16 protein-coding genes are annotated in these 15,115 nt (G+C 35.0%); 10 read left to right on the top strand and 6 right to left on the bottom strand.

Annotated features, from left to right (window positions below):
- Positions 1 to 67: 67 nt before the first annotated feature.
- From oadA to AW729_RS10020, 3 genes are all read right to left on the bottom strand, one after another.
- Positions 68 to 1,774: a sodium-extruding oxaloacetate decarboxylase subunit alpha gene (gene oadA / locus AW729_RS10030; protein WP_112124986.1), complete on the bottom strand. Its 1,707-nt coding sequence runs from the start codon at positions 1,772 to 1,774 to the stop codon at positions 68 to 70.
- Between the two features lie 217 nt (positions 1,775 to 1,991).
- Positions 1,992 to 2,177, bottom strand: a complete 186-nt coding sequence (locus AW729_RS10025) for a 50S ribosomal protein L37e (protein WP_112124985.1) — start codon at positions 2,175 to 2,177, stop codon at positions 1,992 to 1,994.
- Positions 2,178 to 2,367: 190 nt separating this feature from the next.
- Complete coding sequence (locus AW729_RS10020) at positions 2,368 to 2,613, bottom strand: LSm family protein (protein WP_112124984.1); 246 nt, start codon at positions 2,611 to 2,613, stop codon at positions 2,368 to 2,370.
- 313 nt (positions 2,614 to 2,926) lie between these two features.
- On the opposite strand from AW729_RS10020, the gene AW729_RS10015 reads away from it, so the two are divergent.
- Positions 2,927 to 3,406: an RNA-binding protein gene (locus tag AW729_RS10015; protein WP_112124983.1), complete on the top strand. Its 480-nt coding sequence runs from the start codon at positions 2,927 to 2,929 to the stop codon at positions 3,404 to 3,406.
- On the top strand, positions 3,388 to 4,122 hold the full coding sequence (gene arfB / locus AW729_RS10010) for a 2-amino-5-formylamino-6-ribosylaminopyrimidin-4(3H)-one 5'-monophosphate deformylase (protein ID WP_236951229.1): 735 nt from the start codon (positions 3,388 to 3,390) through the stop codon (positions 4,120 to 4,122). The genes AW729_RS10015 and arfB overlap by 19 nt, the downstream gene beginning before the upstream one ends.
- On the opposite strand, the gene AW729_RS10005 is transcribed toward arfB, so the two are convergent.
- The gene (locus AW729_RS10005) at positions 4,123 to 6,627 is read right to left on the bottom strand and encodes a DUF5814 domain-containing protein (RefSeq protein ID WP_112124982.1); all 2,505 of its coding nucleotides are present in this window, start codon (positions 6,625 to 6,627) and stop codon (positions 4,123 to 4,125) included. It abuts the gene before it with no gap.
- 157 nt (positions 6,628 to 6,784) lie between these two features.
- On the opposite strand from AW729_RS10005, the gene AW729_RS10000 reads away from it, so the two are divergent.
- From AW729_RS10000 to AW729_RS09970, 7 genes are all read left to right on the top strand, one after another.
- Entirely contained in the window at positions 6,785 to 7,411 is a 627-nt protein-coding gene (locus AW729_RS10000) for a cobalt-precorrin-8 methylmutase (protein ID WP_112124981.1), read from the top strand.
- A gap of 11 nt (positions 7,412 to 7,422) precedes the next feature.
- A complete protein-coding gene (hemL, locus tag AW729_RS09995; RefSeq protein ID WP_112124980.1) occupies positions 7,423 to 8,688 on the top strand; it encodes a glutamate-1-semialdehyde 2,1-aminomutase in 1,266 nt (421 codons plus the stop codon).
- Positions 8,689 to 8,855: 167 nt separating this feature from the next.
- Positions 8,856 to 9,560, top strand: coding sequence for a methanogenesis marker protein Mmp4/MtxX (mtxX, locus tag AW729_RS09990; RefSeq protein ID WP_112124979.1), 705 nt, complete (start codon positions 8,856 to 8,858; stop codon positions 9,558 to 9,560).
- A 34-nt stretch (positions 9,561 to 9,594) separates the two neighbouring features.
- Positions 9,595 to 10,362: a polyprenyl diphosphate synthase gene (gene uppS / locus AW729_RS09985; RefSeq protein WP_236951228.1), complete on the top strand. Its 768-nt coding sequence runs from the start codon at positions 9,595 to 9,597 to the stop codon at positions 10,360 to 10,362.
- Between the two features lie 10 nt (positions 10,363 to 10,372).
- Positions 10,373 to 11,131: a TatD family hydrolase gene (locus tag AW729_RS09980; RefSeq protein WP_112124977.1), complete on the top strand. Its 759-nt coding sequence runs from the start codon at positions 10,373 to 10,375 to the stop codon at positions 11,129 to 11,131.
- Positions 11,132 to 11,143: 12 nt separating this feature from the next.
- Positions 11,144 to 11,527, top strand: a complete 384-nt coding sequence (locus tag AW729_RS09975; protein ID WP_112124976.1) for a hypothetical protein — start codon at positions 11,144 to 11,146, stop codon at positions 11,525 to 11,527.
- Positions 11,528 to 11,580: 53 nt separating this feature from the next.
- A complete protein-coding gene (locus AW729_RS09970; protein ID WP_112124975.1) occupies positions 11,581 to 12,228 on the top strand; it encodes a 2,5-diamino-6-(ribosylamino)-4(3H)-pyrimidinone 5'-phosphate reductase in 648 nt (215 codons plus the stop codon).
- Positions 12,229 to 12,279: 51 nt separating this feature from the next.
- Here the strand turns inward: AW729_RS09970 and AW729_RS09965 are convergent, their stop codons facing one another.
- Positions 12,280 to 12,954 (bottom strand): histidinol phosphate phosphatase domain-containing protein, encoded by a 675-nt coding sequence (locus AW729_RS09965; RefSeq protein WP_112124974.1) that lies wholly within the window; start codon positions 12,952 to 12,954, stop codon positions 12,280 to 12,282.
- 82 nt (positions 12,955 to 13,036) lie between these two features.
- Between AW729_RS09965 and AW729_RS09960 the strand changes: the two genes are divergently transcribed.
- A complete protein-coding gene (locus AW729_RS09960; protein ID WP_112124973.1) occupies positions 13,037 to 13,918 on the top strand; it encodes a pantoate kinase in 882 nt (293 codons plus the stop codon).
- A gap of 192 nt (positions 13,919 to 14,110) precedes the next feature.
- On the opposite strand, the gene AW729_RS09955 is transcribed toward AW729_RS09960, so the two are convergent.
- On the bottom strand, positions 14,111 to 14,902 hold the full coding sequence (locus AW729_RS09955) for a winged helix-turn-helix transcriptional regulator (protein WP_112124972.1): 792 nt from the start codon (positions 14,900 to 14,902) through the stop codon (positions 14,111 to 14,113).
- Positions 14,903 to 15,115 lie beyond the last annotated feature (213 nt).

Here is a 15,115-nt window from a genome sequence, read left to right as displayed (position 1 = left end):
TAAGCAAGAATAGTAAATTTCAAAATTTAAAAAATAAGTATTCAAAAAATAGGTAGAGAAGGAAGTTTTATTCTATTACCATTAAAACTGATCCTTTTTCTACTGTATCCCCTTCAGAGATTAGTATTTCAGTTACTTTTCCACTTCTATCTGTTTTTACATCGTTTTCCATTTTCATGGCTTCGAGAACTGCTACTGTATCTCCTTCTTCAACGTTGTCGCCAACTTTTACCTTGAGCTTTACAATCATTCCCTGCATGGAGGAGTGTAATCCGTTTTCTACTGCGGATGTTACTTTACCGCTGCCTGGTTCCATTTCCATATAACCTGTAGGAAGTACTTTTACGTTGAAGACTTCACCGTCTACTTCCACATCGTATGAGTTTGGTATGTTTGATGCTGTGAAGTTGGTTTTTGGTTCTGGTATTTCTTCTGCTACTGCTTCGCCTTTGAGGAATTTTTCAGCTACTGTTGGGTATAATGCATATGTTAAAACATCTTCTTCTTTGGTGTATAAATCGTTTTCTTTGACATATTTACGTGCTGCTTCCAATTCTGGTTCTAATAAATCTGCAGGTCTGCAGGTTATTGGTTCTTCATCACCTAATGCTTTTTTATATAAATCAATGTTTATTTCAGCTGGTGCTCTTCCGTATGCTCCTTTTAAGTATTCTTTTACTTCTTTGGTGATGTTTTCATATCTTTTACCCATCAGTACGTTCATTACAGATTGTACTCCTACAATTTGGCTTGTTGGAGTTACCAATGGTGGATATCCTAAGTCTTTTCTTACATGTGGTATTTCGTTTAGAACATCTTCGTATTTGTCTATTGCATCTTGTTGTTTTAGTTGAGATACTAGATTTGATAACATTCCACCGGGTACCTGATATCTTAACACGTCAGTATCCACTTTGGATGCTAATGGATCGATTAGTCCCTGGTATTTTTCAGCCAATTCTGCAAAGTAATTTTTGACTATGTTTAATTGTGCTAGGTCGATGCCCGTATCATATTCGGTTGATTGTAATGCTGCTACCACACTTTCGGTTGGTGGTTGAGCGGTTCCACCGGAAAATGGTGATATTGCAGTGTCTACTAGGTCTACTCCTGCCTCAATTGCTGCCTGATAACTCATTAATGTTAATCCACTAGTACAGTGACTGTGTAAGTTTACGTCTAAGCTGGTTTGTTCTTTTAATGCTGTTACCAAATCTTTTGCCATTATAGGAGTTATTAATCCTGCCATGTCCTTGATTGTTATTGCATCACAGTCCATAGCTTCAAGTTTTTTAGCAAATTCAACGTATGATTCTATGGTATGAACGGGACTTATGGTATAACTTATTGTTCCTTGTACATAGGCTCCCTGTGCTTTAGCTGTTTTGATTGACATTTCCATGTTTCTGGAATCGTTTAATGCATCGAATATTCTGAAGACGTCTATACCGTTTTCATAGGATTTTTCAACGAATTCCTTTACAACATCATCTGCATAGTGTTTGTATCCTACGAGGTTTTGTCCTCTTAATAACATTTGTAATGGTGTTTTGCTTACGTTTTCTTTGAATAATCTAAGTCTTTCCCATGGGTCTTCATTTAAAAAACGAATACATGAATCGAAAGTTGCTCCTCCCCATGCTTCTAATGAAAAATATCCTACTTTATCCATTTCTTCAATAATTGGAAGCATGTCCTCTGTTCGCATTCTAGTAGCGATTAATGATTGATGAGCATCACGTAATGCGGTTTCAATTATTTTCACTTTTGCCATTATGCCACCTACTAATTTTTTGTTAATTTTATTAAAATGATAATTTTTTATCCATTATACTATTTTATATTATATATATTTCTTCAAAGTAATATATTAGTTTAATCTTTGACTTTTTATAGTGAAAAAATACAAGTCATGTTAAAATGCTTAAAAATCTAAAATAATTAAAAGTAGTATTGGATGTGAAAAAAAAGATTGTTAGATAAATGTATATCTATTTTAATCTTTTACCTGTTACAGGTTTTTTATTTTGCCAACTGTATCTTCTTAATCTACGGGATCTACCGAATCCACATGAAGCACAGAATTTTTTATTTGGGTTGTAAGCGTTTCTTCCACATCTTCTACATCTGATATGATTTTTCTTATTACGTTTCCCAAATGATGGTGTTCCTTTCAAGTATAATTCCTCCAATGATTATGTTAAATAATAAATAGAAAATCCTTTTATGAAAAAGGTAAAAAAGAGAGAATAGATTAAAATCTATTCAAAATAATTACGTACATTCAACAAAAAAATAGTTGAAAAACAATTTAAAATAAGGACGATTAATTAATAGATGTTACTACTAAGGTGTCCTTTTACATGCCTATCCTGGTGATATATATACGATGTTATCTCCGCGAACTAAAACAACGCCTAATCTACGAGTGGATTCCCCATCTTCGAGTTCTTCAGCATCGTTAAGTACTAAATTCATGTGCATGTCAAAACTTTGTAATGCACCTCTGAATTCTTTTCCACCTTTAAGTTTAATAAGTACTTGAGAATTTAATGATTTTCCTAATGCATCTAGTGGTCTAGATGTATTGTTGTTATTTTTCTGGTCATTCAAATTAATCACCTTATCAATAATATATTTATTTATTTATTTTAGATTATATATAAATGTATCTATGACTTAATTAGTCTACTTTATATCTGGATAAAAAAAGCTTTATAACGCTTAAAATAATTATTACAAAAATATTCTCATTTGAATAATTTTAGCCATCGGCAACATTAAACATCCATGATATCCCAGTTATATTATATTATTTTATATAAACATTTTATTGAAAAAATATTTTATATTTAAAAAATAAAAATATTATCTAAAAAAAATAAGAAGAATAATACGTATATTAACAATCGAGGTAATTAAATCTATGAAAACCAAACAACGATATTTTCTGAAAAATAAAAAGATTAAGGAAATCAAGAAGGAATTAGGCAGTTATGAGGACATTATCCCTAAAAAGGCACAAGTGGAATTTATCAAGATAGAAGATATGCCCGACATATTGCTTGTAAACAATCAACCATTAGTAATGCAGACAGAGGATAGGGTAATTCCAACATTAAAGGCAGTTGTTGATAAAGAGATTAGCGAAAAATATGCCATGGTAGACATGGGTGCCATAAACTTCGTTATTAAAGGAGCAGACATCATGTCACCGGGAATAGTTGATGCGGATAAAAGCATACAACCCGGAGAAACCATCATCGTAATTGAAGAAAGCCATAAAAAACCATTGGCAATTGGTATCAGCCTCATTTCTGGTGAAGAAATGATTGAAAACGACAAAGGCAAAGCAATAGAAAATCTCCACTATGTCGGAGATGAAATATGGGACTTGAAAATCTAGGTGAACAGATGGACAAAAGCATTAAAATGAAGTATTCATCAGGTAACGTCTTATCTGAAGAGATACATAAAATCGGATTAATCGCCCTGGGTTCCCATAGAGAAAATCATGGAAGTTGTCTTCCAATCGATACGGATTCAAAGATAGCATCCAACGTGACATTAAAGGTGGCTACAGATACCGGTGCTACATACTTGGGCATATTCTATGCAGCAACGGAGTATGATTACGTTAAACACGGATGGCATCTGGATAAGGATGAATTGATTTGTAATCAGATTATCCCCCAGTTAGATAATGCACGTAAACTGCTTGATTTGGAAAGTGTGATTATAGTTAACGGTCATGGCGGAAACAATTTGCTTTTGGATGAAATTGACACAATAGAAGATGGATGTAAATTGAATGTCATCTTCAACAATTCGATTATAGAAAATGAGGGACCACATGCATGTACCGGTGAGTTATCAATGGGAAGCGTTCTTGGTTTCTGTGACGATACTAAGATGGATGTTCATCAGGATTACTCCAAAAACCCCGAAGTGGGTATGATTGGATTAAAAATGGCAAGAAGCAATAACCAAATCATTGACAAAGAGGCCGACTACATTGAAAACCACGGCATGACTATCGATGAAGAATTGGGCAAAAAACTATTAAATGATGCATATGATAGCATCATAGAGGATATAAAAAGGTTGTTGAGAGATAATTAATCATTTACCTTGTTCTATCTTTTTAATTAGACGATTACAATTATCTCTGACTTTTTTATTGTTGAATGCGTTTGCTATTCGGGATATTGCCTCTAATGTTCTGATTACCTGGTCAAGCCAGGTGAATACATCCCCCGGATAGATATGTATATCATATAATGACATGAACTCCTTACTTATTCTATTGGGATTCCAACCCTGAAGTCTTCTTCTGATAATTTTATGAGAGATATTTCTTTCAAGACACGAACAGAATGGTCTTTCCTTACATTTACAGTCCATGAAATCTATCTGCATAGCAAGTAACTTATCTGCATATTGTGAATCCAACTTGGCAAGAACTTCTCCCGATGTCAATATTGTACGGGTGGAATCTGCAAACAGCCTCGTGCTGACGTTTGTTTTAAGTGCCTTGGACACCCGTGTTACCAAGCGGTTACTGATATATGCACTGTCAAATGGCTCGATTGACTCTACTATCAACAATGGATCCTGATTGATATGTTTTTTAATGTATTCTGCCTTGGGTATTTCCAAAAATGACATTGAAACTGCACGTCCATATTTTGTTGGAAGAAGAACCGATTCATTATTATTGTGATGCATTATCAGTTTTCTATCATGGAGCACATTTATCACTTCTTCAAATAGCAGAGGTGTTTCCAACTTGTTATAACTGGATTCCATGTTTCTGATATCTGCATTCCTGATTGATGAGATATCAGCCAGTACCTGTTCGTAGCTGTCAAGTTCACTGTATTCCACGTTGATATCGTCCACATCACTATCAAGTAACTTTATAGCCATTTCCTCTTCAGATTCATTATCGTACTCCTTGGAGATTTCCGGAAGTAAGAATACCTTTCCCCGGTCATGGTAGGATGGCCTGCCTGCACGTCCCAGCATCTGCGAGAAGTCATTGTTTGTAAGCCATTTGTTTCCCATACGTAATGTTTCAAACAGTACCTGTGCTGCCGGGAAGTCCACACCTGCTGCAAGAGCTGCCGTTGTCACAACGGTGGATATATTTTGATTTGCAAAATCCTTTTCTATCTTTACCTTTTTGGAATAGGATAATCCAGCATGGTATGCCGCTGCGGTCAGTCCTCTTTTTTGTATTTGCTGTGTTATTGAATGTGTTTTCCTACGTGAATTTGTAAAAATTATCGTCTGTCCATGATAACCCTTGGAGGATAATGTGTTGAATTCCTTTTTTGACAGACTTGCCAGCAATGAGTTCTTTTCGTACTCATTTTTTGTAAATATCAAATGACGTTCCAACGGTACCGGTCTTTGGTCATATTCAACCAGTTTCATTTTGAAGTTGCTTGCTATTTGTTTTGAATTTTTAACTGTAGCGGATAACCCGATTAGCTGAGCATCCGGAAAAATCGTTAATAACCTGTTAACCAATCCGTTTAATCTTGGACCTCTTTCCTGTTCATCAAGCATGTGTATCTCATCGATTACGACACATCCAATGTTTTTTAATTCATCATACCTGGAAGAACGTAACATGAAATCCAGTCCTTCATATGTTGCAACGATTATATCGGCATGCTTTGCGGATTTGTTTGCAATGGTCAGCTCATTTTTTGCCTTTATCCTATTTGATCCCACCTTGATGGCTACCTTTAGACCCAAATCCTTGTACTGTTTTTTAAAGTCTCTGTACTTTTGGTTGGCAAGGGCAACCAGTGGTGTAAGATAGATGAATTTCTTGTGATTCATGGCCTTTGGTATTCCGGCCAGCTCTCCAACCAATGTCTTACCTGATGCCGTAGCCGATACGACAAGCAAGTTTTCACCTTCCAATAGACCCGCATTGAGTGCCAGGATTTGTACAGGAAGAAGATGTTTTAGTTTCTTTGATAGAATGGCCTTGAATCTTTTTGGAATTTTAAGGGTATTTACATTGATTCGGGGATATTTGTGTTTTTTGACTGTTATCTTATCGTATAATGTTAAATCTTCATTTTGAATGGGATTGAATTTCGGGTCAAATACCTTAAGTACCTTCTCCAAGTTGTGTGTTTTGTTAAGTAACTTTTTAAAATTTGGAAATGTCGCTTCTTTATAGCCACGTAACTTCATTATACGATGTATTTCATCCTCTGCACATGATTTGCATATGTATTCGTCGTAAAGTTTGTATGATGCCGACTTTTTAAGTAATGTAATGTTGCCCTCAAATGTACAGTGTCTGCAGATGTGAGTGTACTTATATGCTATGTTTAGTGAATCAAGCATTTTTTCTATGTTTTCATCCTTTGTGGCCAGCAGAACATTTTGCTTTCTCATAATTTTTATTGCTTCCTTTGGCATCTTTATTGTTTCCACATTATCCTGTCTAATGATAAAACGGTACGGTCTTATTTTTCCATCAACTTCCTGTAATTTGAAGTAGCTGTAAAATAAAGGTACACGTTTAGAGTTTAATGCACCTTTTGCTGGTCCTATTGGATATAATTCCACGATTTTTTTATTTCTTCTTAGTATTATCATGTTATCAAAATGCGATTTTTATAATTTATTAATCAAAATTAAATTAACCTTTAATCAATATATATATTTCTAAAAGTAAATAATTAATTATTGTAGAAAATGACAGAAATATAGAAAAAAATAAATTTAATATAATTTAATTAATGAGGATGAAATCATGTACAATATGGGAGCATCAACCAAACCAGGTTATGATATTGCAAATAAAAGTAGAGAAATTATAAAATCATTAATTGATGATGACACCAAGGATTTGACATATGAGGAAAGGGACATTGTAGAACGTGTGGTTCACTCTACAGCAGACCCTGAATATGCCAAATTAGTTAAGATATCACCAACATTTGTTGAAACTGCACTTGACTGTTTTGACAAGAAAGAGGACATTCTTACAGACATCAACATGGTTAAGTCAGGTATAACCCGTTATGATGGAGAAGTCATGTGTTATATCCGTGATGAAAGAGCAATAAAACTCGCTAAAAAAGAGGAGATTACCCGTTCTGCAGCGGCCATGAGAGTTGCGGCTGAAGATGGATTTAAGGGCGTTGTTGCAATAGGTAATGCACCAACCGCATTGTTTGAAGTAATGAGGTTAGTTGAAGAAGACCAAATGGATGCACGTGCAGTTGTTGGCGTACCTGTAGGATTTGTGGGTGCAGCCGACAGTAAGGAAGCATTATCCCAGACGGATATCCCATATACAATTACTACCGGACCTAAAGGCGGAACGCCTATAGCAGTAGCCGTTGTAAATTCATTACTTAACATTAGAAAAAAATAAGAGCGGATAACATGAATCTAGATAATTCAAAAAAACTATATGAAGAAGCAGTAAATTACTTACCAGGAGGAGTTAATTCACCTGTAAGAGCATTTAAACCTTATCCATTTTTTGTCGAAAAGGCTAAGGGTTCCAAGTTATATGATGTTGATGGAAATGAGTATATCGATTATTGTCTGGGTTATGGTCCAATTTTAATGGGTCATGCAAATGACAAAGTCGTTGAAGCATCAAAAATGCAGTTGGAATTAGGTACCGATTATGGAGTTCCATCACAGCAGGAAGTTGAACTTGCCAAGGAGGTTGTAAAAAGGGTGCCATGTGCCGAAATGGTACGTTTCTGTAATAGCGGTACCGAGGCGACCATGAGTGCCATACGTCTTGCAAGAGGTATAACAGGCAGGGACAAGATCATTAAATTTGAAGGGGCATATCATGGAGCACATGATACCGTACTGGTCAAGCCAGGCTCCGGTGCAGCAGGACTACCTGATTGTCCGGGTATACCAGAGGACGCTGCAAAAAACACACTTCTTGCATGCTTTAATGATGAAGAATCCATTCGCAAACTCATAAATGAAAATAAGGATGAAATAGCATGTATTATCGTTGAACCGATAATGGGAAACATAGGATGCATACCGCCAAGGGAAGGTTATTTAGAATTCCTACGAGAAATAACTGAAGAAAATGGAATAATATTCATAATTGATGAAGTCATCACAGGCTTTAGAATTGCAAAGGGCGGAGCCCAGGAGTACTATGACGTTACACCGGACTTGGTTACCTTCGGTAAAATATTGGGTGGCGGATTCCCTATTGGTGCCATTGCAGGTAAAAGAGAGTTCATAGAACAATTTGCACCTAGTGGAAAAATCTACCAGGCAGGTACCTTCAGCGGTAATCCAATGAGCATAAGTGCAGGGCTTGCTACGATGGACATATTAACGGACAAATTCTATAAAGACATGCATGACAAAGGAGAATACTTCAGAAAGGGTATTGAAGATGTTTTAGGCAAACTGAAAATAAACTACCAGGTTACGGGTGTTGAATCAATGACGGAAGTATATTTTACGGAAAATGAGGTTATTGACTATGAATCAGTGAAAAATGTTGATACAAAGTCATTTGACAAATATTTCCACACATTACTTGAAAATGGAGTGTTTATCGCACCATCACAATATGAATGTATCTTCCTATCTTCAGCACATACTACAGAAGACCTTGACAATACATTTGATGCCATGGAAACAGCTCTTAAAAAATTATAACCCTCCTTTTACTATTTTTTTGTTAAGATAATTTAAATTTAATTTATCCTCCCAATAACAAGAACTTTCCATTTTTAAGACAAGAGTAGTTATTAGATAAATTTTAATATTAATTATAATAAAAAATATATTATTATATAATAAACTTTTAAATCAGGGTCACTTACATGAAGATAGCAATAGGTTTAGGTAAAAATGAAAACGTATTAGAAGCGATTGAAAAATTTCCCATTGAAATAAAGGTTGCACGTACTAATAAAGAATTGTTGGATTACTTCCATGATTCCGAAATCGATGGTGTGATAAGAGGTTCATTGGAATCGAATATCATTATGGATTTAAAAAAGGAGTACCCTCATATATTCAGAGCATCAATTCTTGAAATTGACAACCATAAATTTATGCTAGCACCGGTAGGTATTGATGAATGTGATACCATCCGTGCAAAGAAGGTCATTGTAGAGGAATGTTCACGCATCGTTGAATTGGCAGGATATAAACCGAAGATTGCATTATTATCGGGAGGACGTAAACAAGACAAGGGAAGAAGTCCTAAAATTGACCAGAGCATAGAGGAATGTGAACAGGTAGTGAATGATTTAAAAGATGAATACAATATCAAGCATGATTATATCCTTATAGAGGAGGCTATTAAAGATCATGCAAACATAATAATTGCACCTGACGGCATAATAGGAAACATTATTTTTAGAAGTCTCGTATTGGTTGCCGGAATCAAAAGTTATGGTGCGTTAACATTAAAACAACCAAATTTATTTATTGACACGTCCAGATCACAATCTGTAGAGGGATATGTTAATTCGATTAGATTACTCATAAGCATTATCAATTCCAAAAAGAAGCTTGATTAACAAATAAAAAAAATAATATAGAAGGATGATTAATTTGATTTTATTACAACCATTATACTCATTATATGAATGGTATATTTCAAGAAATTTGGATAAGACCAAAATGCCGAAGCATGTTGCAATCATCATGGACGGAAACAGACGCTATTCCAAGATGCAGGGAAACCTGAAGGCTATAGAGGGACATAAACGTGGTGTGGATACGCTTGAAAATGTTCTGGAATGGTGTGTTGATTTAGGAATAGAGATTGTGACCGTTTATGCTTTTAGTACTGAAAACTTCAACAGGTCTCCCGAAGAAGTTAAGGACTTGATGGATTTATTTGTTAAAAGCTTTTTAAGTATTAGCAGCAATAAAAAGATTAGAAAACATGAAGTTAAACTAAAGGCTGTTGGTAAATTGGAATTATTCCCCGAAGATGTCAGAAAGGCAATATCTGATGCGGAAGAGTCCACTAAAAATTACAGTAAGCACCAGATTAACATAGCCATGGGATATGACGGTAGGGTGGAAATCGTTGACGCATTCAAAAAGATTGCCAAAAAGGTTGAAAAGGGAGAACTTAAGGCAGAAGACATAAATGAGGAATTGATAAACGATAACCTGTACACCGCGGGACTGGATGATCCTAACCTTATTATCCGAACAAGTGGAGAAGAACGCTTAAGCGGATTTTTATTATGGCAATCATCATATTCAGAGTTATACTTTACAGATAGTTTATGGCCTGAATTAAGAAAAGTAGATTTTTTAAGAGCAATACGCTCATATACTGAAAGAAAAAGAAGATTTGGAAGATAGGAGTTAGATTATGATAGATGCACATTGTCATTTAAACTTTGAAGAGTTTAACGATAGCAGAGAGGACATCATTAAAAAATCAAAAGAGGAATTCAAATACATAGTTGACTGTGGTGCCAGTATAGAGGGAAATATAAGATCACTGGCATTGAGTAAACAATACCCTACTTTCATCATGTCAACGATTGGTTATCATCCCATATATGCGGGAGTGGACAATAAAGAAAGAGTCAATGATACGTTGAATCAAATAGTGGATAATCTGGATGATATTCATGCCATTGGAGAAATCGGATTGGATTTTGCTACGCCCCGACCAGAAGATGAACTTAGAAGACAGCACAATGTATTCCATCAATTATTAACACTTGCATGTGAATATGATATGCCCATAGTCTTACATGTAAGACAAGCAGAACAGCATGCACTGGACATTGTCAAAAAGTACACCAACCTACCCGATGTAATATTCCACTGTTTCAGCGGAAAAAAAGAAACCGCCGTCGAAGCCGTGGATTATGGATACTACATATCCTTTGCCACCAATGCATTGTTTTCCAAAAAGCACAAACAGAACATTAAAAAAGTGCCCCTTGAAAACATGCTGACTGAGACCGATAGTCCCTACCTATCACCGGTCAAGGGTGAGCCTAATCAGCCATTGAATATCAGAAAAACCATTGAAAGAATTGAAAGAACAAAAAATATTGAATTTGACGAAATAGAACATGTGACTGAAAAAAATGCCATCAAGGTATATAATTTGTAAGGTTAGGTTATTATGGAAGACATGATTAAGATATATATCCAAAAAAGAAGGAAATATCAGGAAAAGATTTCATCGGATTTGAAGAAGATTGAAGAAAAGGTTTATGACCTGTGTGAGGTTGGAGATTACTTCAGCATTAAAAGTGATGAGGACATCATCACAATTAAGGCCATAGAAATGGATGACGTCAAACATATAGCGATAAAAACGGAAGCCATGGATGATTTTATAGCATTAGAGAACCTTAGGCTGACTGATCATCCTGACTTGATATTGTGGATTATTCAAAATGCGAACATTATTGAAAAGGGATTTCAGGAAGTCCTGATTAATGCCGTTAGAAATGGTGAAAATATCATAAATACCCTTAAAGCATTGGATTTGAATTATGAATAGATTCATATGAGAACCAATCATTTTTTTTGTAAACGAACATTGACCGTGAAAGCATGAAACCATATATACACTTGAATTCTGCCATGACCGCTGATGGTAAGATAGCTACAAAGGATTCAACCCTTAAGATATCAGGCCATGATGACCTGATACGTGTGCATAATCTGAGAAAAAAATACGATGCCATTATGGTGGGAATTAACACCATACTGATAGATAATCCTCGTCTGAGCATCCATAAGATCGATTCCAAAAAGGAGGATAATCCAACACGTATCGTTATTGATAGTTCGGCACGTACTCCCCTTGATTCAAAGGTGTTGAATGATGACGCGGATACCATAATAATAACGTCAGATAAGGCAGAAAAAGAGGATATCAAACGATTATCAAAGAAGGCCATTGTTTTTTCCGTTGGAGATGATAAAGTCAACCTGGCCGAAGCGATGGATAAGTTATATGAAATGGGCATTTCTTCCATTTTACTGGAAGGTGGTGCCACGCTTAACTATTCGATGCTTGAAGAACGGTTAGTTGATAAAATATCGGTATGTATAGGTTCCAAGATACTCGGGGGAAAGGATTCGGTTACATTGGTTGATGGAAAGGGTTTTGATAAAGAGGAATGTGTTAAACTGGAAATAGAGGATTATTATCAGTTGGATAATGATATTGTTATTGAGTATAACGTATTATACTAGAGTAAGTTAAAAAAAGCTTTTTTTTGATTGTTAAAAGAAAAAGATGAGGGATTATAAGTTAATTCCTATTTTTTTTAATATTTTTTGTGGATTATATTTTAAAAGATTATCCAGTTCATTTTCAGGAATTTCAGCTCCCCTTGCGATTCTTACAGCCAGGTCATATGAAACAAGATCATCAGGTGCATGGGTATCACTATCCAATACCAAGTTGGCACCGTATTCCAGTCCTAATTTTGCGACGTGACCGTTTCCGAAACAGTGTCCTTTTCTACCACTGATTTCCAGCGATACGTCATTGTCTATTGCAATTTCAACTTCTTCAGGCGTTATCAAACCAGGATGACCCAATATGTCGATTTCCGGACATTCAGCTGCTGCACGGTTTGTACCCGGACGGACCGGTTCGACTATTGTCTCACCGTGTACGACAATTACTTCTGCACCAAAACTTCTGGCCTTGTTTGCTAGCTTGTCTATTACTTCTACAGGGGTGTGTGTTATTTCCACTCCAGGAATTACTTCAATATCCCAGTTGTCACGTATGTCATTTACTGCTTCGGCTATTTTGGATGCTACCTCGATGTTTGAAGCGTCAACGTGATCTGTTATTGCTAAAGCGGAGTGGCCAAGTACTTCTGCCCTACGTGCTAATTCTGACGGTAATAATTCACCATCACTAAATATACTATGAGTATGTAAATCTATTCTTTTATTTTCAGACATGTTATCCTCTAAAATTATTTATTTGTATTATGTTAAAAATTTTTATAATATTATATGAATTTGTAGTTATATATATTATTATATGATTAATGAAGTTAAAGTATTTGTACCCGGACATATTACGGGATTTTTTGAAATAATCCAAAACACAAATCCACTGCTTAAAGGCTCAAAAGGTGCAGGCATTACATTGGATGAAGGTGTTATCACTACATGTCAAGTTTGTGATGGAAATGGAAATTTAAAAATTACCGTTAATGGCAAACACAATAAATTCAATACCATTACCAAGAAAACGATAGATATCATTACAGACAGATACAATGTGGATTTAGGATGTTATGACATCAACATAAATCATGATCTTAGACTAGAAATTGGGGCGGGTTTTGGTACCAGTGCAAGTTTTGCATTGGGCGTTAGCTCTTCACTACCTTCCTTACTTGGTGTGGACATTACGTTTAAACAAGCCGGTGAAATTGCACATCTGGCTGAAGTTTCATTATCAAGCGGATTGGGGGATGTTATATCCGAGATGTATGGCGGCTGTGTGGTCAGACTCAAGGAGGGTACACCTGTAAATGCAGTAATTGATAAAATTCAAATCACGAAACCTATATATGTTATTACAAAAACCTTGGGTTCATTAGATACCAGTACGATAATTGAAAATCCAACCCACCAAATAAGAATAAACAATAGTGGTAGTCTTTTACTTAACCAGTTAATGAAGAATCCTAGCATTGAAAACTTCATAAAATTATCCGACAGATTTAGCAGAAATACTCAGCTAATAAATCCCCAACTAGAAGAGGTAATTCAACAATTGAATGAAGACTCGATTGGAGCGTCAATGGCAATGCTTGGAAATACTGCTTTTGCCCTATCATACTCACCGGATACACAGGTTGACAAATGCCGGGTAACAAGATTGAATACTAGCGGAATAAAATTTCTTGAGTAAAAAATAGCATATCGTTAAAAAGATGAACTCCGGCAAATAGACATCCGAGTACAAAGTTTCAAAGAAAAATACATTCATAGACAGAAGTTAAATAAAAACAAGCACAATTATAAATCCATCCAAAACAAGAAAAAATAAACAAATAATAAAACTTATATAAAAAAAGTTATAGTGATAATTACTTAAATGTAATTATACTTTTTTAACATCCTCAATACAGTAAACGATACCTTTTTCTTCTAATTTATTGATTATTCTATTGGTCATTTTACCTACTGAAAATACAAGTACACGTAGACCTTTTTCTGCAGCACTACATGTGGCTTCGGCCGTAGCAAACTCAAAGTCAGGGTATACTTCCAAATGATTTGTTATAGCTCTTGCACTTGTACCTAATACACCAATTCTGTCAAACTCTTGAGAGAATATTTCTTCGATTTTTTCCATGTCACATGCACGTGAACCGCCTTCAGCTATTGGAGGTATTTTAACAATCACTACATCTTTAGGAACCAAATCTATTTCTCCACCGAGGTTAATTAATGTTACGTCTTCACCTTCTAAAGCATCATTAAATACTTCAGCATATGCCCCGGACTTATCTTCGGTATCTGCATACAATATACCATCTTCCATATTCAACCATACCTGTTCCCCCTGATGTAAATCTTCGGCTGCAATAGCAGGCCAGATTGATTTATATCCATTCATGGTAGTTAAAACCATATCAGAATATGACTTGAGATTGATGGCTTCTGTTTTAACCTTATCAATACCATATTTAGTTATTTTGTATCTGAAATTTGAACTTCCTGTTTCCACTAGACCTTCCTTAACTAAAGATTTGATATTCTCTGAAACAGCCTGTACTGTAATACCTAATTCATCTGCAATATCTTTCTGTTTGAGATGAGGCTCTTGTTGAGCAATTTTTGCTAGTATTTGAAATTTTGTAAATTCACCTTTGTTTTTGAATATTCTCATAATGCACCCTCTAAAATCAATGTATAATTTTCATAACTATAATATTATATTAAGTAGGATAATATTTATATTTTTACAATTTAGTTGAATATTGAAAAATCAAAAACAAGAATCAAACATGAAATAAATCATATTTAATGAAGTTATATCAATAAAAAACCTTTAAAAAAATAATTTTAAATTAAAACACAATATACTACAATAATAATTTAA

Origin of the sequence: Methanosphaera sp. BMS (assembly GCF_003268005.1) — an archaeon.
Lineage (GTDB): Archaea > Methanobacteriota > Methanobacteria > Methanobacteriales > Methanobacteriaceae > Methanosphaera.
The sequence above is the reverse complement of the archived record's forward strand: the minus strand, read 5'-3'. Positions and strand labels throughout refer to the sequence as shown.